The organism is Rathayibacter sp. AY2B5 (genome assembly GCF_002931645.1).
Taxonomy (GTDB): Bacteria; Actinomycetota; Actinomycetes; order Actinomycetales; family Microbacteriaceae; genus Rathayibacter.
Genome location: NZ_PSUE01000020.1, coordinates 52932 through 73192, shown reverse-complemented (window position 1 = coordinate 73192; position 20261 = coordinate 52932). Strand labels below are relative to the sequence as shown.

Here is a 20261-nt window from a genome sequence, read left to right as displayed (position 1 = left end):
GACCGGGCGGGGCGGGGGCGGGGGCGGGCGCGGAGCTGTCGGTCCGCCCGCTACGGCTTTCTGCATGAAAGGGCCGACCGACGGGTGTGGGAATTTCGCAACTGTCGGTCGTGCTCCCTTGTTACCGTGAACAATCGCCGGTACCGTGCGAAGACCACACCGCAGGCGGGATCCCCCGTCCGCCCACCGGTTCGCTGCAGAACCCGAGAGGACACGTCGACGATGACGTCACGACCCCCGGGCGGAGGCAGGCCCTCGCGCCTGCTCGCCGCCACCCTCGCCGCATCCGCGACGATCGCCCTCGCCGCCGGCGCCGCCGTGCCGGTCGCCGTCGCCGCGACAGCGGCGACCACTCCCGCGCAGAGCCTGCTCGCGGACTTCACCTTCGACACCGCCCCGAGCGGAGGCGCCTTCACCGACAGGTCGACCCGTGCCGCCGTGAAGGGCACGCCGACCCTCGTCGCCGGCCGCACCGGGCAGGGCAGCGCCGTCTCGCTGTCGTCCTCGTTCTGGCTCGACCTCACCGCGACCGACGGGCAGCCGCTGCTGAAGGGTCGCGACTCCGTCACTCTGTCGTACGACTCCAAGCCCGCCGCCGCGGACAACGTCGGCTGGTCGGTCTTCGCCGCTCGCTCGGCCGCGACCCAGGACTACGCCCAGGAGAAGTACGTCGGCGTCCTCGACAGGACGAACGGCATCACCGTCGAGCGGTACGCCAACAGCGGCGCCCGCGACTCCTCGGGCAACCTCACCGGCCCGAGCAGCACGGAGTGGAAGCACGTCGATCTCGTGCTGAGCGCCGGCACCGCCCGTCTCTACGTCGACGGGAAGCCCGTGGCCGTCACGACGGCCGGCCCCTCCCTCGCGACGGTCCTCGGATCGACCGGCGGAGTCCTTCAGGTCGGCAAGGCCAACTGGGGTGGCGGGGAGTACTTCACCGGACTCCTCGACAATCTGCGCGTCTACGACCGTGCCCTGACCGGGGCCGAGCTGGGCGCGACGAGCAGTCCCGTGGCGACCGACCTGCGCGCCGCCCTCGACGTCCCCACGACCGTGCTCGGCGACCTGCCCGCGCAGGTCCTCGGGAACACCGTGACGTGGACCGCCTCCGGCGCCGGCGCCGCGCGCGTCTCCTCCACCGGCGCCGTGAACCTCTCGGGCCTCACCGCTCCCGTCGCCGTCCGCCTCCAGGCAGCCGTCGCCGGGCAGACCTACGCGTGGGACAGCACCCTCGCCGTGCCCGGCGGGCGCATCGCCACCTCCGTCAAGACCGTCACCACGACGAACGGAGTGAAGGACGACCCGCTGGCGTACAACGACGACCGTCGCGCGGACTCGCTCTTCACGGCCGCACTGCCCGCCGGCGCGACCACCTGGGAGCCGCTGAACCGCTCGCAGTCGATCCTCTCCGTCCTCAAGGACGGCGATCAGGCGCAGCGCCCGAACGCCCAGATGGGCTCGCCGCTGCTGTTCCGCTCGAAGGACGGCTCGCTCGGCGCGGTCTCGTCGCAGAACAACGCCACGGACTCCGTCTACCTCTGGAGCTCCGCCGACGGCCGCACGTTCCGCGACCAGCGCGTCCTCCGGGTCGCGCCGGGCTCGGTCGTGACCGACCCGCGGATCGTCTTCGACTCCGCCCTCGGCGTCTACAAGCTGTTCTGGACCGATCTGCTCACCACCGAGGGCCGCGTGACGCTGTTCACGGACCTCGCCTCCGGCACCGCTCCCGGAGCGACCACCCGCGCCGACGCCCGCGTCCCCGGTGTCCAGGGCTCGGGTCTCCCCGCCGGGTTCACCCAGGGCCAGGCCGGCGAGACGGCGCTGACCTCGACCGAGTTCAGCACGTTCTACCGCGAGTACGTCGACCTGAAGAACACCGGTGTGAAGTCGCTCAGCGGCTCCGTCGACTCCGGCGCCGGATCCGCTGCGATCGCCGCAGCGCTCCCGGGGCAGGCCGTGATGGAGTACAACGACGGCTCGACCAAGTCGCTCAACGTCGACTGGCAGGACGATCTGACCACCGCCGTCGACACCTCGCGTCCCGGGACCTACCGGGTCACCGGCTCCGTCCAGCAGGACCCCGAGGCGATGGTCAACGAGGCCCGCGCGGATCCGCACGTCTTCTTCAACGAGGACGACGGCTACTACTACCTCACGGGCTCGCACTACGGTCAGGACTCGCTCGGCCCGATCGAGGAGAGCTCCAGCTACCGCAAGATCGGCCTCAAGCGCTCGAAGACCATCGCCGGTCTCGACTCCGCTCCCGAGCAGATCGTGATCGACCCCGACGCCGGCACGCCCGGTCGCCAGAGCCAGTACCCGAACACCTTCTACGGCTGGGGCGGATACATCTGGGCGCAGGAGTTCCACAAGATCAACGGCACCTGGTGGATCGTCGCCGGCATGAACAAGGGCTACGCGCCTGTGGGCGGCTGGTGCGACAACACCGTCCTGATCCCCTACACCGGGACCGACGCCTCGATCGCCGAGGGCGGATTCCTCGACCAGACGAAGTGGGGCGAGCCGGTCGTCCTCGAGGGCGCGGCCTTCGACGTCAGCTACATCGACCGCCAGGAGAACGGCGCCACCCAGGGCTACTGGGTCCTGCCCAACGGCAACACGCTCTCCCTCGCCAAGGCGACGATGGGGCCCAAGGGCACCGTCCCGCTGGTCACCGGTGCGGTCACCCGCATCTACGGCGAGAGCCAGCCATGGGAGTCGGGCAAGCGCTCGCCGACCCCGTCCGACACCACCGAGGGCAACGACCAGGGCGTCGTCGAGGCGCCGTTCATCGTGTCCAAGGGAGGACGCATGTACCTCACCTACTCGGGCGGAACGGTCGACAAGTACTACTCGCTCGGCATGCTCACGGCCGACGCGAGTGCCGACCTCCTCAATCCCGCGACGTGGACGCAGACCGCGTTCCCCGTGCTGGACACCGAGGACACCTACCTGGGCCGCCTCGGCGCGGACGAGACGCAGTACTTCTCGCGCCAGCAGGCCGGCACCGGGCACAACTCGTTCGTCGAGGACGAGTCGGGCAACCTGCTCCTCGCCTACCACGCCCGCCCCTACCCGGACCCGCACACGGCGACCGACCCGCAGAACGCGGGCGGCCTGTTCGATTCGGACCGCAACACCTGGTTCAAGGGCGTGAACATCCGCGCGAGCGGCCGGCTCGACCTCTCGCTCTCGAAGGAGCAGGAGGTGGCCTCGGCCAACCGCACCGTCACGGCGACGATCACCGTGAAGGCGCCGGCTGTGCCCGTCACCGCCACTGCAGCGGCTCGCTGCGTCGCGGGCAAGGTGGTGGTCACGCTGACCACTGTCAACAAGGCCGCGTCGACCGCCGACCTCCGCTGGAACACCCTGTGGGGCGCGAAGACGCAGCAGATCGATGCGGGCCGGACCGCCTCGCTGGCCGTGACCACGCGGGCCGCCTCGGTCGCCGCCGGCACCGTCCAGGGGGTCGCCACCGTCGGCAGCGCCTCCGCTCCCGTGAGCGCCGCCTACCCGGCGCTCCGCTGCGGCTGACCTGACCGGGTCCTCCGACCGACGACGCCCGGCCGCCTCTCACCTGAGGGCGGCCGGGCGTCGTCGTTCCGGTCTGCGGTGATGTGCCGGGCGACCGGGTCGCGACCCTCGATGATCTCGGCGGTGCAGCCGGCATCGCGGGAGAAGACCCACCGGATGACGCGGCCGCGTCGGACGACCGGACCGTTGCGATCCACGAACGACTCCCCATCGAGGGGAGGTCGTCGGTCGGCGACGTACGGGGCGTCGTGAGTCGGACGGGAAGAGGCGAGCCGGTCTGCCGCTGCTGCACGAACCGGCCCGCCCCTTCGGCATCGTCTCAGTGGACGAGGGCGGCCTCCGCCTCGTCCCAGGCGGGGTTCAGATCTTCCTTCTTCCCTCGGATGAGGAGGAATCCGGTGAGAGAGGCGGCGACCATGGTCACTGCTGCGGCCAGGAACACGGCCTTGTAGCCGTCGGTGAATGCGGTGAGCTCGGCCGTTCCGGACGCGATGGCGGAGTCCGCGGTGCTCGCGTAGAACACGGTGAACACCGCGAGACCGATGGACCCGCCGATGTGGAAGACGGAGTTGACGACGGCGGAGGCCACTCCGGCGTCCTCGTTCTCGACCCCGAGAAGGGCGAGGTTCTGGACGGGCACGAAGAGCATGGAGAGTCCGATTCCGAGCACGACCAGGGCGGGCAGGACCTGGAGGAAGTAGTTTTCGTCCGGGGTGATGCCGAGGAGCAGGAAGAGCCCTGCTGCCGAGACGAGCGGCCCGACGATCATCAGGGGTCGGGGGCCGAACGTGTTGAGGATCTTCGTGGTGACGGGCGAGAACGCCATGATCGCGACGGTCATGGCGAGGTTCGCGAGCCCTGCCATCAGCGGTCCCATTCCGAGCACGATCTGGAAGTAGAACGCGAGATAGAGGATGGCCCCGATCATCACGGCGCCATTGGCGGCCTGGATCAGGATCGCGCCGCCTCGCACACGACGCAGGATGACGCGCAGGGGCAGCAACGGCTGGTCGACCTTGCGTTCGATGAGCACGAAGACGGTCAGCAGGACGATGCCGAGTGCGAGGAAGGCGACGGTGTCGATCGCGCCCCATCCGTGCTCAGCCCGCGTGAACCCGTAGACGATCGCGCCCAGTCCCAGGGTCACCGTGACGGTTCCCCAGACGTCGTAGCGGTTGTCTCCTTCCGCCTTGCTCTCGCGGAGCACGAGAGCCCCGCCGACGAGGCCGAAGGCGACGAAGACCAGGTTGACGAAGAGGCACCAGCGCCGTCGTCAGGACAGTTCGACACCGAGGGGGTCGGGCCTCACCTTCCGACGTCGGCAGGAGAGGATGGCAAACTGGCGGCCGACGCTGTCGCACCCGCTCGTGCGGCCGCGTCGACACCCTCCGGGCCGCCTCAGCACCCGCCGTCCCTAGCCGCTCACTCGGACCGAGGGAGCGGCGGAATCGATCACGACATGGAATCGAACCCACCCAGCGGTGAGGAGGTCCTGCCCTCTCCTCGGACGTCTCCTCGCGCGACGCGACCCAACAACCGGACTCGGATCCTCGACGCCACGGTACGCGCCGCGGCGCGGGAAGGATCTGTCCGCGTCACGCTCGAAGCGACTGCCGAAGAGGCTGGGCTGACACGCGGCGGAATGATGTACCACTTCCGCGATCGAGCCGATCTCGCCCATGCTCTCCAGGAGCACGTCGCGGCCGGCTGGGAAGCCCAGCTGATCGACGTCGCGGGGAAGACGGCGGACGAGGCCACCTTGACGGAGCGCGTGAGTGTCTACGTCACCGTCGCCCTGACGCCGTCGACGCACATGCAGATCGGACTCCTCCAGGCCACGGGCAGCGACACCGCTCTCCGAGCGCCGGTAGCGGAGGTGCGCCGAAGGTGGACGCCCTCCGCAGAGGAGACCGCGACCGATCCGATCGCTCTCCGCCAGTTCATCGCCTGTCTTGCCGCTGACGGCCTGTGGTCACACCACTCCCTCGGAGGCGATCGGATACCGGACGACACTCGAGCCGCGGTGATCTCCGAGATCATCCAGCTCTCCAGCACGGGGTGATGCACGAAGGGCACTTTCCGGCGCGAGGCGGATCCCGGTCGGAGGAGCTCGACCGGGACCGAGACTCTTCCTTCTGCGGTCGAGGATCAGGACAGGCCTGTCCCCGGACCCGGCTCCTGGGTCGAGGCGAGCCCCAGGCCGGCCTCGCACTGCTGAGGATGCAGCAGGGACGGCCTCCTCGAGGAGCGCCGCCATCGCGTCGCGCCACGGCAGCACGGTCGCGAACGCGGCGCCCAGGATGGTCGGCGACGCCTCGTGCTGCCCCGGAGCGCTCAGGACGCAGCCGGAGGCGACGTCCATGTCGAAGTCGCGCCACGTGGAGCGTCACCGACACGACCGGTCCGACGACGGCCGACCAGGAGACGTCCCGCGTGCGCCCGCACAGGCACTCCGCTCGTCAGCGGGACAGCAGCGCGACGTGGATCTCCTCGGCGAGGAGGTCCAGCGCTCTCGCGTGGGACGCCAGGAAGGCCCGGCCGTCGCGCGTGATCGAGAAGCGCTCGATGCGCTGCAGTGCGGTCCTCCTGCCTCTCTCCAGGAGCACCAGGCCCCGGCGGGAGAGCCGGAGGAGCCGCTTGCGCACCTCGAGGACCTCGACACGGTCGCCGGAGCGGAGGTCGAGGACTGCTCGCAGGCGGGTCTCGTCGCGGTTCTCTCCGGTCGCGAGCGCGATCAGGATGAAGACGTCGGTGCTGCAGTCGAGCCCGCAGGCTCCGCAGCGGTTCGTGCACCGCGCAGAGCGTGCCAGGGACACGAGGAATCGATCGAGGCGCATCACGGGTATCTCCTGGGGAACGGCGGTCTCCTGCTGCAACGAGAGGTACGGGCCGGACCGGTCACGGTCGGCCCGCATCCGGGAGTCCGCTCAGGAGAGGTTCGCACATCAGCGATCGGTCCGGACAGCAGGATACGGCCCGATCGCCGCCCCGGTCCGCAGCCGGTGGTGATGCCGCCGCGGCGGGATCGTCGGGCGATCAGGGTCGAGGACCCGTCCGTACGGCGCAGGGGGGCTCAGGAGAGAGGGAGGGCGTTGCCGTTGATCAGCAGGAGGTCGTGTCCTCCGACGGCAGCTGCGCTCCCGGCCGCTCCGTCGTCCTTCTCCTCGGTGAGGGGGTGCGACTGCACGACCTTCGTCAGCACGAGCCCGGTGGTCGGGACGGTCCTGGTTCTCACTCTGTGGTGCATCTCGTCGGTCGTCCTCCAGAGGTGGCGGCGCTGCAGGTCGGGCGCAGTGCCGGTCGGGGCGGGACAGCGGAGGAGCGGGCGATCGTGGCGCCCGCTCCCCCGCCTTCTCAACGGCAGCTGCGTGCCGAGTAGTCGACGCTCGTCTGCGTGCTGATGGTCTTCCCGTCGACGACGGCCTTTCCTGTCGCGGCCACCGACCCCGCGGGGATCGAGACCGCTCGGGTGGTGACGGCGCTCGACGCGGACGATCCCGGAGCGACTCCGGTCACGGTCTTCGAGCCGAAGGCGGTGACGGTCGTGATGTCCATGATCGAGCGGCTGTCGTTCTTGACCACAGTGGTCAGGACGACCTTCCCGCTGACGCAGCGGGTCGACGCCGTGGCGGTCACGGTCAGCGGCGACGTGACGGTGACCTTCGCGGTCACAGTCCGGTTCGCGGGTGCGACCTCCTCCGTCGGCGTCAGATCGAAGACCGGCCGGCCGTCGGCGGCGTAGTGGATGCGGGCGAGACGGGTGTCGCGGCCGTCACCCCCGACTCCGTTGCCCCAGGTGTGGTAGACGTACACGTCGTTGCCGTCCTCGTCCTGGGTGACGGCTCCGTGGCCGGGACCCTGCTCGTAGGTGCGGTAGTCGAGGACGCCGTCGGGCATGGGAACGCTCTGCAGGAGCGGGGCGTCGTACTTGGTCCAGCTCGCGATGTCGGTCAGGTCACTGCCCTCCTTCGCCCAGGCGCCGCCCACGATGTACTTCGGGCTGACGCCGCTGCTGGAGTAGACGAGCGTGATCCTCCCGTCGCGCTGGATCGCGAACGCTCCCTCGGACAGGTGGTCCTCGAACGTCAGCGAGGGCACGATGATCGGGGTCGGCTCGCCGATGACGCGGGTGGGGTTCGCGGGATCGACCTTGGCGATCCAGGTCGCCGGGTCGCTCACTCCGTTGTCGACGTAGCGCTGGGACCAGGCGTAGTACGCAGTTCCACCGGACTCGAAGTAGGTCATGTCGAGGCTGATGTTGCGTCCCGTGCCGGGGCGTCCGAGGGCGCTCCCATCGCTCTTCACGACGGCGCGCGGCGCGCTCCAGTCGGAGGGGTTCGCGGGGTCCCCGCCGTCGCGCAGCTGCATGATGTGCGCCTGCACCGTGAACCACTGACCGTTCTGGTTCGACTGGTCGTTGTCCGGGTTGAAGCACGGGGCGAACAGGATGGAGAGCTTGCCGCCGATCTCGTGGATCTCGGGGGCCCAGTAGCAGCCCGCGATCACCTTGCCCTCGGCGGTGCGGTCCATCCGCGTGGTGCGGTTGAGGAGGTCCACCTCACGGGCTCGTCCGCCGTTGTCGTCGCTGAGCTGGTCGATGCTGTCGGCGACCCGGATCGGCAGGTGCTGCGAGGCGACGTTGTTGTTGTTCGTGTCGTCCGTGGCGGTGAAGAGGTACTGCGTCTTCCCGTTGCGCTCGTAGCGGTAGATCGTCGGATCCGCGCGGTTGTAGGCGAACGGCTCGTTGTACTGCCGCTGGCGGACGGTCCCGGAGAGGTCGTACGTTCCCGGGCCCTTCGCGGCGAGGTCGGCGAGCTGCTGCTGGTTCCAGTCGATGCCGAGGCTGCCGGTCGAGCCGTCGTTGTAGGAGAGCTGCGCCTTCACTCCGGACAGGGCGGAGGTGTCGCCCTGATCGATCGTCTGCGGTGCGACCGAGGATCCGGTGTTGACCGTGCGGCCGAACTTCTTCACGAGCGAGTCGGCGACGGAGCCGGAGACCGTCAGCGCGCCGCCCGGCAGAGCGTCGGCGACGCGGCCCGGGACTCCGGAGAGGTCGGGAGCGGCGACGGTGGCGGGGCTTCCTCCGAGGACCGCACCGCGGTTCCCGTCGGTCACGACGACGCTGCGACGGCCGCCGTCCTTCGGCCAGAACGCCTGCGCGCGGAGCTCGGTGCGGGCGAGGTCCGTGACGGTCGTGTACTTCGCCGCCCCGGAGGAATCGGTCCAGGAGACGAGGTAGCGGTTCTGGTCCGTGTCGAAGACGGCCTTCGGCGCGACGACGCCGCCGGTGGTGCCGAGGTCGATGAGGCCGAGCTCGGTGAAGTCGGACGCGGTGGCGTCCGTGGCCTTGAAGATCAGAGCGCTCGAGGCCCCGGTGCCGTCGGACGCGCCCGACTGCAGGACGCGCGTGGCGATCACGCCGACGGTGCCGTCGGCGAAGGTGAACAGCGAGGGGTTCGCGAGGCCGCGGTTGTCGGCCTTGTCGGTTCCGAGGAAGACCCCGTCGGCGAAGAGGACTCCCGAGTTGCCCGAGAGCGGTGCTGCGTCGGCGACGGACGAGCCGAGTGCCAGGTGGAGGCCGCGGGCGATCGTGTCCTGGTTCGCCTTGTCCTCGCCGGTCGGCGTCCGGGTGTACGACACCACGGTCTTCGCCGTGGAGGCGCTGAGGACGGTGGTGCGGAAGGTCTTCGTCAGCGTGGTGGCGCCGACCTTCACGGAGGCGGTGAGCGCGAGTGCCCGGTCGGTCGCCGAGTCGTTCACGAGGCGGCTGCCGGACAGGCCGGCACCGTCCGCGCTCCACGACACGGTGTAGCCGGCGACCGTGGGAAGAGCGGTTCCGGAGGCGACGGTCGGCGGGACGACGAGGGCGGTGCGCAGGCGCGCCGTGGCGTCGGCCTCGGTGTCGGCGGCGACGGTGACGGTTCGCGCGGTGCCGGTGGCGGCGGATCCGGCGAACGTCGCGGTCGGGGTCAGGGTCACGGTGGCGTTCGCCGAGCCGGGTGCCGGGCGGCGCACGGAGCCGTCGGTGCCGATCACCGCGGGGTCGCTGCTCGCCCAGGTGAGGACGGAGCCGCCCGCGCCGCGGGTCGGGAGGGAGAGGTCGCTGGTGACGGGTCCGGTCACGGCGATGGTCGCCGCGGCGGCGTCCGATGCAGCGATCGCGGCAGCGGCCGGAGCCGCGTCCTCGCGCACCTGGTCCTGGGTCAGTGCGGAGGAGTAGACGTGCACGTCGTCCATCGCCCCGGCGAAGAGAGGGTCGGGGCCGTAGAACGACTTGCCGAGGAGGCCGGAGAAGGCGGAGGTGCCGACAGTCGCCGCTCCGGTCGCGGAGGTCGGGGTGGTCTGGGCGAGCCGGCCGTCGACGTAGGTCGAGACGCTGACGCCGCTGCGCAGGACCACGGCGACGTGGCTCCAGCGGCCGGTGGCGGCGGGACCGGAGTCGGCCGCGCGCTGCTCCGAGCCGTTCTTCACGGCACCGATCAGGCTGCTTCCGCACTGGGGCGTGGTGAAGAGGTACCGCTCGGTCGACTGCCCGAGCGCGTACGCCCAGCTGCAGTTCTGGTTCCCCTCCCAGCGCAGCCAGGCCGACATGGTCACGTCGGTGGTGGCCGCCGTGGTCAGTCCCGGCGCGATCTCGGCGTAGGCGGCGGAGCTGCCTGCGGCGCCGCCGGGGAGGCGGAGTGCGCGGTCGGTGCCGCCGCGCGGACCGGCGACGGTCGTCGCTCCGGTCCCGCGCACGGTGGCGGAGCGGCCGGCAGCGGAGTCGGTCAGGGTCGTGCCCGCGCCCACGGCGGAGCCGACGGCGGCGGACGAGGAGAAGTCGTAGGAGAGGACCGGGCTGGGCACCGCGGCCTGTGCGGGTGCCGCGCCGAGCGCAGCCCCTCCCGCTGTCAGGCTCGCGGCGACCAGGAGGGCCGTCGTGCGTCGGAACCGCATTGTTCGTCTACTTCCGTGGGAGAGGTGGATTCGGGGAGCACGGACCCAGGGTCCATGCTCCCCTGCTCCGGTGGCCGGAGGCCCCGGAACGGAGGAGGTCAGGGGAGGGGCGGCTGGACGCCGCCCCTCCCCTGTCACCGGCCTAGCGGCAGGTGAGCGCCGAGTACGGCGCGGTGGCCGTCCTGGTGCCGTTCGCGTCCTTCGAGGCGACGCTCACCTCGCCCGCGGTGACCGAGGTCGCCCGGGTGGTGAAGGCGGCGGACACGGACTTGCCGGGAGCGACCCCGGCGAAGGTCCTGCTCCCCCACTGCGAGCCGACGGTCATCTCGACCGTGGAGCCGCTCGTGTTGGTGCCGGTCGCGGTGACCGTCACCTTGCCGGCGACGCAGCGGCTCGCGGCCGAGGCCGTCAGCGACGGTCCGGGAGGAGCCGTGGCGGTGATGGTGGCGATGGCCGGCGTCGCTGCCGAGTTGGCGAGCTGTCCGCGCACCTGCACGGTGTCGCCCGCCTTCTTCAGCGAGCTGAGATCGGCGGTCGCCCACGTCACGGCGACCGTCTCACGGTGGCCGTCCTTGAACGTCGCGCCCACCGTGGCGGGCAGGTCGACGGTGGTCGATCCGGCCTGAACGGTCCGCGCCACGGCGTCGATCGAGGTCACCAGGAGCGACGGGTTCCACTTCGCGGCGAGCCCGTCGCGCTCCTTCGCAGTGATGGAGACGACGGATCCGTGGCGGGGCGACGTCGGCAGCGAGAAGCTGCTGGGGATCGTCCACTGGATGTCGCCCTCGAGCGAGTTCGTGCCGAGCGGGATGTAGCCGCGTCCGCCGTAGTTGTCGGTCCAGAGGAAGTACTTGTACCCCGCCCGGTCGCCCTCGTTGGTCTTGAAGATCTCGGGACCCTCGACCTCCGGCGTTCCGGCGGTGCGGCCGATGCAGGTGTCGATGAGGCTCCACGCACCGGAGGCGGTGGTGGCGCGGAGGTTCGTCGACTTCTGTCCGATGATGTCGGGCGAGGGGCAGCCGCTGGTCTGGGTCGCCTTCGTGAAGCGGTAGTAGGTGTCGCCGTCCTTGAGCATCGTGGCGTCGATCAGTCCGTTGCTCTTGTTGAGCGAGGGGACGTCAGCGGCCTTGAACCAGACCTCGGGGGTGGTGAAGTCGCGGAAGTCGCGGGTGGTGGACGTGAGGATCTGCGGTCCGTTGCCGTCCTCGACGTTGCGCGTGCTGTCGGTGAAGAGGGCCGAGGTCCAGTAGACGACGTAGGCGTCGATGGTGGGGTCGTAGGTGGCCTCCGGTGCCCAGGTCATGCCCGCGTTGGGCAGGTTGACCTCGACGTGGCGCTGCTGGCCCCAGTTGACGAGGTCCGTGGACTCCCAGATCTCGAGGTAGCGGCTGCCGCGGTTGGTCGATCCGCCGAAGCCGGTGGTGCCGACGGAGAGGTCGGTGGCCATCAGGAAGAAGCGGTCGCCCTCCTTCGAGCGGAAGACGAACGGGTCGCGCAGCCCCTTCGTGCCCATGGTGGAGGTGAGGATCGGCTGGGCGTCGTTCAGTGTCTTCCACGTGAGCGAGTCGTTGCCGTCGGAGGTCGCGAAGCGGATCTTCTCGCCTTCGATGCTGTCGCCGGTGAAGTACGCGAACAGGTACGCGTCGAGGTCGCTCGCGGCCACGGGAGCCGCGGCCGGAACGGTGCGCGTGAGCGTCCGCACGAGGGGCGTGGTGCCGGGCACCGTGACCGTCGCGGTGAGGGTGACGGTGGTGTCGGCGGACGGGCGCGTGAGCGAGCCCTTCGCGACGACGTTCGGCGCGGTGCCCTTGTCGGCGGAGGTGATGACGGCCTCGTTCGACGAGGTCCAGCTGACCACGGCGCTGGAGCTGTTCGCGCGCGCGGCGGTGGCGGCGACGTCGGCTCCGGTCGAGGGCAGGTTCAGGCTGCCGCGCACCGGTCCGGCGAGAGCGGGATCGTTGCTGATGCCGTCGGCGACGGCCCGGGCGAGCTCGGCCTCGGCGCTGTCACCGGCGGCGTACGCCGGGACGAACACGGTGGTGGCACGGCCGACGACGGTGATGCCGCCGTGGACGGCGGTCGGGGTCAGCGTGACGGTGGCGTCCGGGCTGCCCGCGGCGGGCCGGGTGACGACGCCGCTGGTGCTGACGACGCCGGGGGCGCTCGACGTCCAGGTGATCGTGGAGCCGTTGGCGCCGGTCGTGGGGAGGGCGAGGTTCGAGGTCACGTTCGAGGTGTCGCCGAGCGAGACGGCGGCGTCCTGGTTCGCGAGAACCGAGTGCACGGATGCGGCGCTCTGCTGCACCTGGCCGGCGGTGAGCGCGGAGGTCCAGACCTGCATGTCGTCGATGGCACCGGCCCAGTAGGCGTCCGCGCCGTAGAACGATTTGCCGAGGAAGCCGGAGAACGTGGACGTGCCGATCGCGGACGCGGCGGTGAAGGTCGTGCTGCCCTGGCCGACGAGAGCTCCGTCGAAGTAGGTCGAGACCGACTGGCCGCCCTTGACGACGACCGCCATGTGCACCCAGCGGTTCGCGGCGACCGGAGTGTTGCCTGCGGCCCGCACCTCGGAGCCGCTCTTGATCGCGCCGAAGCCGGCCGGTCCGCACTTCGTGGTGGAGAGGACGTGGGAGTCGACGCTGGAGCCGAGCGTGAAGGGCCAGGTGCAGTCCGGAGCACCGCTCCAGCGCAGCCAGGCGGACATCGTGACGTCCTGCGTGCCGGCGGGGATCAGGCCCGGGGCGATCCGGACGTGCGGCGCGGCCGACGTGCTCGATCCGCCCGGGAGCGAGAGAGCGCGGTCGGTGGAGGCGCCGGAGGGACCCGCGACGCTGGTCGCGCCGGAGTTGATCAGGGTGCCGGGGTGGTTGCCCGGAGCGGAGTCGGCGACGACGGCTCCATTGGCGAGCGTCGCGCCGATGCCGTCGAACGAGTACTGCAGCGCGGGAGCGGGGACGGTCTCTGCGGCGCCGGCGGCGCCGATCGGTCCGAGTACGCCGCCGAGGCAGGCGATGGCGAGCGTCAGCGCGGCGCCCGCTCGGGGGAGGCGTGAGCGCCGGGTGCGCTCCTGCCGGGGGGTTCGTGACATGGGGGGTCCTTCAGGTGAGGGGTCGGAGGGGGAGGACGGAGCCCGCGCGATCGGCCGGCGGAGTGGTGAGTCCGGCGTCCGTCTGGCGGGGAGGGAATCGCCGGAAGGCGGCCCGGGACGCGGGCCTGGCGACCCGTGATCGGGAGGCGGAGGTCGACGTGGGTGCGAGGACGAGACGTCGCGCGCTGCGGGCGCCGACCGCGGTCACCGCGTGGAAGGTGTCGGCCGGGCCGACAGTCATCGGGGCCGGGCGTGGGCCTGCGGCGGGAGGGTGCGGCGGGAGGGTGGTGCTGTCGTCATCATCGACGTTCCTCTCAGGTTCGCCTTCGAACCGGTCGGAGTGGGACGCGAGGCGCGAGGACGCGCTTGCCCACTTCAGGTGACACCGTACCGACTTTTGTTAACGGTAACAATGGCGGATTCCCGGGCGATGCCGCAGCGACGGCGGGTGTGAGCGCTCTCTCCCTGCGAGCACGGGGATCCGCGTGGACGGATCACCCTCGCCCGGCGGGGCTCGGACCGGATCCGCTCGAGACCGGCACTTGACACCGGCTCCGCGACCGGTCGATGGTTGTCCACGTCAACATGCAGGTCGTGATCAGCTTCCCATCCCACTCGGAGCGTCGGCGCTGACGCGTCCCGCGGCGGGACGACCGGATCACCATCCCGGTCGCTCCGGCGCATCCTCTGCCGTGCTCCGATCCCTTCGGACACGGCTCCTTCCTGCGACCCTCATCCGCGTCCCTTCGGGGACGCCGGATGTCTGTGAAAGGCACCCATGTCCCGGACAACGAAGTCCCACCCCTCCAAGCGCCTGATCGGCGCCCTGATCGCGGCCGTCGTCGGCATCACGACCTTCGGCATCAGCTCGCCCGCCTCTGCAGCCACCGCCCCGGTCGGCCTCGGATCGGCGCAGGAGATCCGCAACCAGCACAGCAGCATGTGTCTCGACGACTTCGACTTCGGCACTCAGCCCGGAGCCGAGGTGCGGCAGTGGAGCTGCACCGAGGGGAGCAACCAGCGCTGGCAGGTCACCGACCTCGGCACCGGCTACGCCGAGATCAAGAACACCTTCAGCAACCTCTGCCTCGACAACTTCGACTTCGGCACCACTCCGGGCTCGGAGGTGCGGCAGTGGAGCTGCAACGGCAGCACCGCCCAGCAGTGGCGGATCACCTCCGTCGGCGGAGGCTACGCCGAGATCGCCAATCGGCACAGCGACCTCTGCCTCGACAACAAGGACTTTCGCCAGATCGACGGCTCCCCCATTCAGCAGTGGACCTGCACCGGCTCCAAGGCCCAGCGCTGGGCACTGACCGATCCGACCGTGCAGAAGATCACCTGGACGCTGAACCGCGTCGCGAGCCCGACCGCGGACGAGGCCGACGCCTACGCCCGCATCACCGACGCGATGGACCGCGCCGTGGCGCGCTACAACCGCCTCAGCAACATCTCCCGCTCCCTGACCGTCTCGTACAGCCCCGGAACCCCGACGGCCGATGCGAACATCTACGGCCAGATCCGCTTCGGCAAGGAGCGCGTCTACATGGTGGAGGGCACCGCCATGCACGAGATCTCGCACACCGTGGGCTTGGGCACGTCGACCACCTTCAACACGAACTGCGAGAACAGCAGCTGGGACTCGGCCCTGGCACTGCTGCGCACCTGGGACGGACCGGACGCGACAATCCAGTGCACCCCGGGTCACATCTTGAACTACGGCCTCAACTACAACAGCGAGTTCAGCCAGCTGAACCTCGAGCGCCACGTGAAGCTGGTGCAGTCCATGCTCAGTGACGGCATGTAGCCGTCACTCGAGGCACGCCCGAACGAGCATCCTCGCCGCCCCTCGCGGGCGGCCGGCGCCGGCGGGGCGGGGAACCAGAGCCCTCCCCCCCGCCGGCGCCGCATGCCCCGATGTCTCCCTCCGGAGGCGCGGGGCAGCGGAGCGCTCGGGAGTCGAGGAGGGCCCCTCGACCGGGTGGTCGCAGCCGACGTGCCGGACGCCGCACCCTGGGGAGGGGGCGTCCGGCACGTCCCCCTCGTGTCCGCGCCGTCCGGTCCGCCGGACCCCCCGGAGGCGCATGACGGGCGGCGTCTGCGGGCGCTAGCGGTTCTGCTCGACGGTGCTCGGCGCGGTCCGGTGCGTCTCCGGCGCCTCCGTGCGGACGGGCTCCGCCTCCCCGCTCGCCGCGGCCTCCCGCAGGTACTGCGCCGACATGACGCGGTAGGAGCGGGTGAGCATCGCCGCGCCGGCCGCGATGATCATGACGACTCCGCCGACCAGGAACACCAGCGCGATCCCCCGGCCGATGCCGTCGCCGAGCAGCCCGCCGAACGCCGAGCGCCCGGCCGGCGACTCCATGTACGGGATGAGCGCGAACTCGGCGATCGGGGCGATGAGGAACGACGTGATCGGAGCGGCGGCCGACTCGAACGCCGCCGCGAAGCCGAAGACGCGCCCCTGGGTCTCGAAGGGGACGACCTTCTGGATCACCGTCTGCTCGGCGGCCTCGACCGCCGGGATCAGGGTCATGTAGATCCAGATGCCGCCGGCGTAGAGCCACCACCAGTCGCGGAGGGTGAAGACCGCGCCGATCAGGCCCATCGCCATCACGAGCAGCAGCATCGTCCGGATCGGGTTCCTCCCGAGACCGAACCTCGCGACGAGCAGACCGCCGATGACGAAACCGGTCGCCGTCACTCCGAGCACCACGCCCCACAGCTCGACCGGGAACAGCTCGAGGCCGTACGGGTCCATCAGCGCCATGTAGACGCCGCCGATCAGGTTGTTGAACGTCGAGAAGACGATGAGCGCGAACAGCCCGGTCGCCGCCCGCACCGCGGTGATGCTGCCGCGGAGATCGATCAGCGGCGCCCTCTCCCCCGTCGGCGCGGGCCGGTCCTCCGGGATGCGCAGGAAGAGGAGGTGCAGGAGCGCGGCGGCGGAGAGACCGATCGCGATCACCAGCGTCCACCCCATGCCGAGCAGGCCGATGGCGAGCCCGCTGAAGACGCTCGTCACCACGAAGGCGAGGCCCTGGACCGTCCCGACGAGGCCGTTCGCGCGGGCGTGCCCCTCCACCGGGACCAGCAGGGTCACCGTCGTGGACAGGGCGATGTTGCGCATGTTCTCGATGACGGCGCCGAAGAGGATCGTGCCCGAGAACACCCAGAACCACGGGGCGCGGAAGTCCAGGAGCGCCGCCTCGGGCAGCGCGAGGAAGAGACCGCCTGCGACGCCGAAGGACACCAGCGTGACCGCGCCGGCGAACACCATGACGCGGAACTTGCGGTGCCGGTCCACGATCGTGCCGAAGGCCATCGCGAAGACCGCGACGAGCAGCATGTAGGCGCCGCCGATGATCCCGGTCGCCAGGACGGAGCGCGTCTCGAGGTACACCCAGAACGTGAGCGCGAACCAGAGGAAGCTCGTCGTCACGTTCGCGACGGCGGTGTTGAGGAGGATCTGGTGGAAGTCGCGGAGCCTCGTCGAGGTGTCGGCGTCGGCTCCGGGCACGGGGGCGGTCGAGGACACGGCTTCCCTCCGCTCGCGACGGCGCCGTCGGTCCCGCGGCGGGAGTCGAGGGTCGTCGCAGCCACTGTAGGACCGCGCCGTCGGCGAGTCGAGAGGGGCCGGGCGTCCGGCGGGGATGCGCTGCCGCCTCCCGCGCGGACGCGGGCGCCGGCCTCCGGGCTGCATCGTCCGCTCCTCCTCGACGGATGCTCCGCGGCTTCACCGTGGACCGGCGCGGCGCCGGCGGGTCAGCGGTGACGATCAGGACGGCGAGCGCCGCGCACAGCACGACGCCGGCCCCTCGGAAGAGAGCCGGCGTCGTGCCCTCGCGGTTCCTGCTACTCGAGCAGCTTGCCCGCGGTGGCGACCTCGCCGCTGATCAGCGCCTGGATCTCCTCCGGCACCGCGGGGATCTCCTCGCGGGTGATCCCCGTGGAGGGCGACCAGACGAGGTTCACCTGGAGGGCCGGGTCGATGTCGGGGTAGTCGCTGCGGTTGTGGCAGCCGCGGCTCTCCCGGCGCTCGAGCGCTGCCTCGAGGGTGGCCCGCGCGGCCATCGCGGCCGACTTGAGGTCGAAGGCGTGGGCGAGGTCCTGGAAGCCGGCGATGTCCGGGTGCACGCCGATGTCGGCGATGCGCGCCTCGATCGCGTCCAGCTCGGCGAGCCCGGCGAGCAGGCCCTCCTCGTCGCGGACGACTCCGGCGTGCTCGGTCATCGTGTTGCGGATCGCGCGCTGCAGGGCGCGGACGTTCTCGGTGCCGTCGGCCGCGAGCAGGCCGGCGATCTCGTCGCGGGCGACCTGGACGGACGCGGCCGAGCGGGTCTGGGCGGTCAGCGAGGCGGAGTACTCCGCCGCCGCCTGCCCGACGATCCGGCCGAACACCAGCAGCTCGATCAGCGAGTTGCCGCCGAGGCGGTTGGCGCCGTGCAGTCCGCTGGAGGCCTCTCCGATCGCGTAGAGCCCGGGGACGTCGGTGCTGTGGTCGTCCGAGCGCACCCAGACCCCGCCCATCGAGTAGTGCGCCGTGGGCGCGATCTCGATCGGGTCCTTCGTGATGTCGAGCATCTGCAGCTCGAGCATCGTCTGGTACACCCGCGGCAGCCGGGTCATGATCGTCTCGCGCGGCAGATGCGAGACGTCGAGCCAGACCCCGCCGTTCGGCGTGCCGCGACCCTCCTTGATCTCGGTGTAGCAGGCGAGGGCGACGCGGTCGCGGGTCGAGAGCTCGAGGCGCTCGGCGTCGTACTTGCCCATGAAGCGCTCGCCGAGGCCGTTGCGGAGGATGCCGCCCTCGCCGCGCGCGGCCTCGGAGATCAGCGTGCCCGCCGCGTTCTCGGGCTCGATGATGCCCGACGGGTGGAACTGGACGAGCTCGGGGTCGCGCAGGCGCCCGCCGGCCTCGACGGCCAGGCGGAACGAGTCGCCCGTGTTCTCGTCCCGACGGGAGGAGGTGCGCCGCCAGATGCGGTTGTGCCCGCCCGCGGCGAGGATCACCGCATCCGCGTGGATCAGGTAGCGGGTGCCGTCGACGAGGTCGAAGCCGTAGGCGCCGAACACGGCTCCGTCCTCGTTGACGAGGATGCGCGTGACGTACACGGTGTCCAGGATCGGGATCTCGAGCTGGGCGGCCCGGTTGACGAGCGTGCGCTGGATCTCGAGGCCGGTGTAGTCGCCCGCGAAGGCGGTCCGGCGGTAGGTGTGCGCGCCGAAGAAGCGCTGCGAGATGCGGCCGTCGTCCTCGCGGGCGAACGGCATGCCGTAGCGCTCGAGGTCCTGGATGCCGCGGGCGGCGTTGGAGGTGACGATCTCGACCGTGTGCGGGTTGGCGAGCTGGTAGGACTCGGTGATGGTGTCGGCCGCGTGCTGCTGCCAGCTGTCGTCGGGGTCCATCGTGGCGAGGGCGGCGTTGATGCCGCCGGCGGCGAGGGAGGTGTGCGCGTCCGACTTCGAGCGCTTGCCGAGCGCGAGGACGTCGACGCCCGCCTCGGCGAGCTCGATCGCGGCGCGCAGGCCCGATCCGCCGGTGCCGATGACGAGGACGGAGGTGGAGATCCGACGCTCCGGTGCGGTGGTCTCTGAAGTGGTCATGCCTCCACGCTAGGCACGGCGCTTCGATTACTCCAATGCATAATGCTGGGCACGGCCATGCGCGTAGGGTATGCACGTGGATCTCGAGCAGCTCACCGGTTTCGTCGAGGTCGCCCGCCTCGGCAGCTTCACCCGCGCCGCCGAGGAGCTGCACCTCGCGCAGCCCTCCCTGAGCCGCCGGATCGCCGCGCTGGAGCAGGACCTCGGCTCCGAGCTCTTCCACCGGGCGCGCTCCGGCAGCACCCTCACACCGGCCGGCGAGCTGCTGCTGCCGCTCGCCCGGCGCATGCTCGCCGACGCCGGATCGGTGCGCCGCGAGCTGGCCGAGCTGGCCGGGCTCGAGCGCGGCCGGGTACGGTTCGGCGCGACGCCGACGCTCTGCATCAGCCTCGTCGCGGAGGTGCTGCACGCCTTCCACTCCGTGCATCCCGCCGTGGAGCTGCACCTCGCCGAGGACGGGTCGCGGAGCCTCTTCGACCGGCTGGCCCGGGGCGAGCTCGACCTGGCGCTGGTGACGACCTCGACCGCGGCCGCTCCCGGCGCCTTCACGGTGACCCCGCTGCTCGTCGAGGAGCTCGTCGTGGTCTCCTCCGCCGCAGAGCCTCCCCTCGCCGCGACCGGCGCGCTCGACCTGGCGGCGGTCGCCCGCCTCCCGCAGATCGTCTTCAACTCCAGCTACGACCTGCGCCGCACGACCGACGCCGCGTTCGCCGCCGCGGGCCTGGAGCCGGACGTGGTGCTGGAGGGCGCCGAGATGGACGCGGTTCTGCGCTTCGCCGAGCGGGGCCTCGGCGTCGCGGTCGTCCCGGCGATGGTGCTGCAGGGGCGCCCGGGGCTGCGCTCGATCCGCCTCGAGGAGCCGACGCTCGAGAAGCCCACCCTGACCCGGACGATCAGCCTCGCGCGCCCGGCGGACCTCGCGCCGACCGCCGCGGCGCGGGTCATGCAGCGCACCATCGCGGCGACCGCCCGCGCCTTCGCCGCCCAGGCCGGCGGCACGATGCGCCTGGCCGGCGCCCGCTGATCGAGCTGGGATCTCGAGGCGCCGCTGCTCGACCAGCAGTACGGCGAACATGCTGATCGAGCGGCCCCGGAG

The 20261-nt window shown here is 71.1% G+C and carries 11 protein-coding genes; 4 read left to right on the top strand and 7 right to left on the bottom strand.

All coding sequences use genetic code 11. The annotated features are described in order from the left end of the window. Positions 1 to 222: 222 nt before the first annotated feature. Entirely contained in the window at positions 223 to 3534 is a 3312-nt protein-coding gene (locus C5C30_RS12770) for a family 43 glycosylhydrolase (RefSeq protein ID WP_104333875.1), read from the top strand. Positions 3535 to 3853: 319 nt separating this feature from the next. Here C5C30_RS12770 and C5C30_RS12760 read toward each other — a convergent pair whose 3' ends face one another. Further along, positions 3854 to 4741, bottom strand: coding sequence for an MFS transporter (locus tag C5C30_RS12760; RefSeq protein ID WP_181131575.1), 888 nt, complete (start codon positions 4739 to 4741; stop codon positions 3854 to 3856). A 252-nt stretch (positions 4742 to 4993) separates the two neighbouring features. Here C5C30_RS12760 and C5C30_RS18085 point away from each other — a divergent pair, with 252 nt between their 5' ends. Then, on the top strand, positions 4994 to 5596 hold the full coding sequence (locus C5C30_RS18085) for a TetR/AcrR family transcriptional regulator (protein ID WP_104333873.1): 603 nt from the start codon (positions 4994 to 4996) through the stop codon (positions 5594 to 5596). A gap of 397 nt (positions 5597 to 5993) precedes the next feature. On the opposite strand, the gene C5C30_RS12750 is transcribed toward C5C30_RS18085, so the two are convergent. From C5C30_RS12750 to C5C30_RS12740, 4 genes are all read right to left on the bottom strand, one after another. Next, on the bottom strand, positions 5994 to 6374 hold the full coding sequence (locus C5C30_RS12750; protein ID WP_104333872.1) for a hypothetical protein: 381 nt from the start codon (positions 6372 to 6374) through the stop codon (positions 5994 to 5996). 233 nt (positions 6375 to 6607) lie between these two features. After that, the gene (locus C5C30_RS17740) at positions 6608 to 6769 is read right to left on the bottom strand and encodes a hypothetical protein (RefSeq protein WP_181027229.1); all 162 of its coding nucleotides are present in this window, start codon (positions 6767 to 6769) and stop codon (positions 6608 to 6610) included. Positions 6770 to 6888: 119 nt separating this feature from the next. Beyond that, positions 6889 to 10470, bottom strand: coding sequence for a family 43 glycosylhydrolase (locus C5C30_RS12745; protein WP_104319486.1), 3582 nt, complete (start codon positions 10468 to 10470; stop codon positions 6889 to 6891). 142 nt (positions 10471 to 10612) lie between these two features. Further along, positions 10613 to 13558: an immunoglobulin-like domain-containing protein gene (locus tag C5C30_RS12740; protein WP_104224390.1), complete on the bottom strand. Its 2946-nt coding sequence runs from the start codon at positions 13556 to 13558 to the stop codon at positions 10613 to 10615. Between the two features lie 778 nt (positions 13559 to 14336). Here C5C30_RS12740 and C5C30_RS12735 point away from each other — a divergent pair. Continuing rightward, positions 14337 to 15365 (top strand): RICIN domain-containing protein, encoded by a 1029-nt coding sequence (locus C5C30_RS12735; protein WP_104226029.1) that lies wholly within the window; start codon positions 14337 to 14339, stop codon positions 15363 to 15365. A gap of 300 nt (positions 15366 to 15665) precedes the next feature. Here C5C30_RS12735 and C5C30_RS12730 read toward each other — a convergent pair whose 3' ends face one another. Both C5C30_RS12730 and C5C30_RS12725 read right to left on the bottom strand, forming a co-directional pair. Beyond that, positions 15666 to 17096, bottom strand: coding sequence for an MFS transporter (locus C5C30_RS12730; protein ID WP_374953805.1), 1431 nt, complete (start codon positions 17094 to 17096; stop codon positions 15666 to 15668). A gap of 317 nt (positions 17097 to 17413) precedes the next feature. Then, on the bottom strand, positions 17414 to 19165 hold the full coding sequence (locus C5C30_RS12725) for an L-aspartate oxidase (RefSeq protein ID WP_104224384.1): 1752 nt from the start codon (positions 19163 to 19165) through the stop codon (positions 17414 to 17416). Positions 19166 to 19235: 70 nt separating this feature from the next. On the opposite strand from C5C30_RS12725, the gene C5C30_RS12720 reads away from it, so the two are divergent. Beyond that, positions 19236 to 20189, top strand: a complete 954-nt coding sequence (locus C5C30_RS12720) for a LysR family transcriptional regulator (RefSeq protein ID WP_104333871.1) — start codon at positions 19236 to 19238, stop codon at positions 20187 to 20189. Positions 20190 to 20261: the final 72 nt, after the last annotated feature.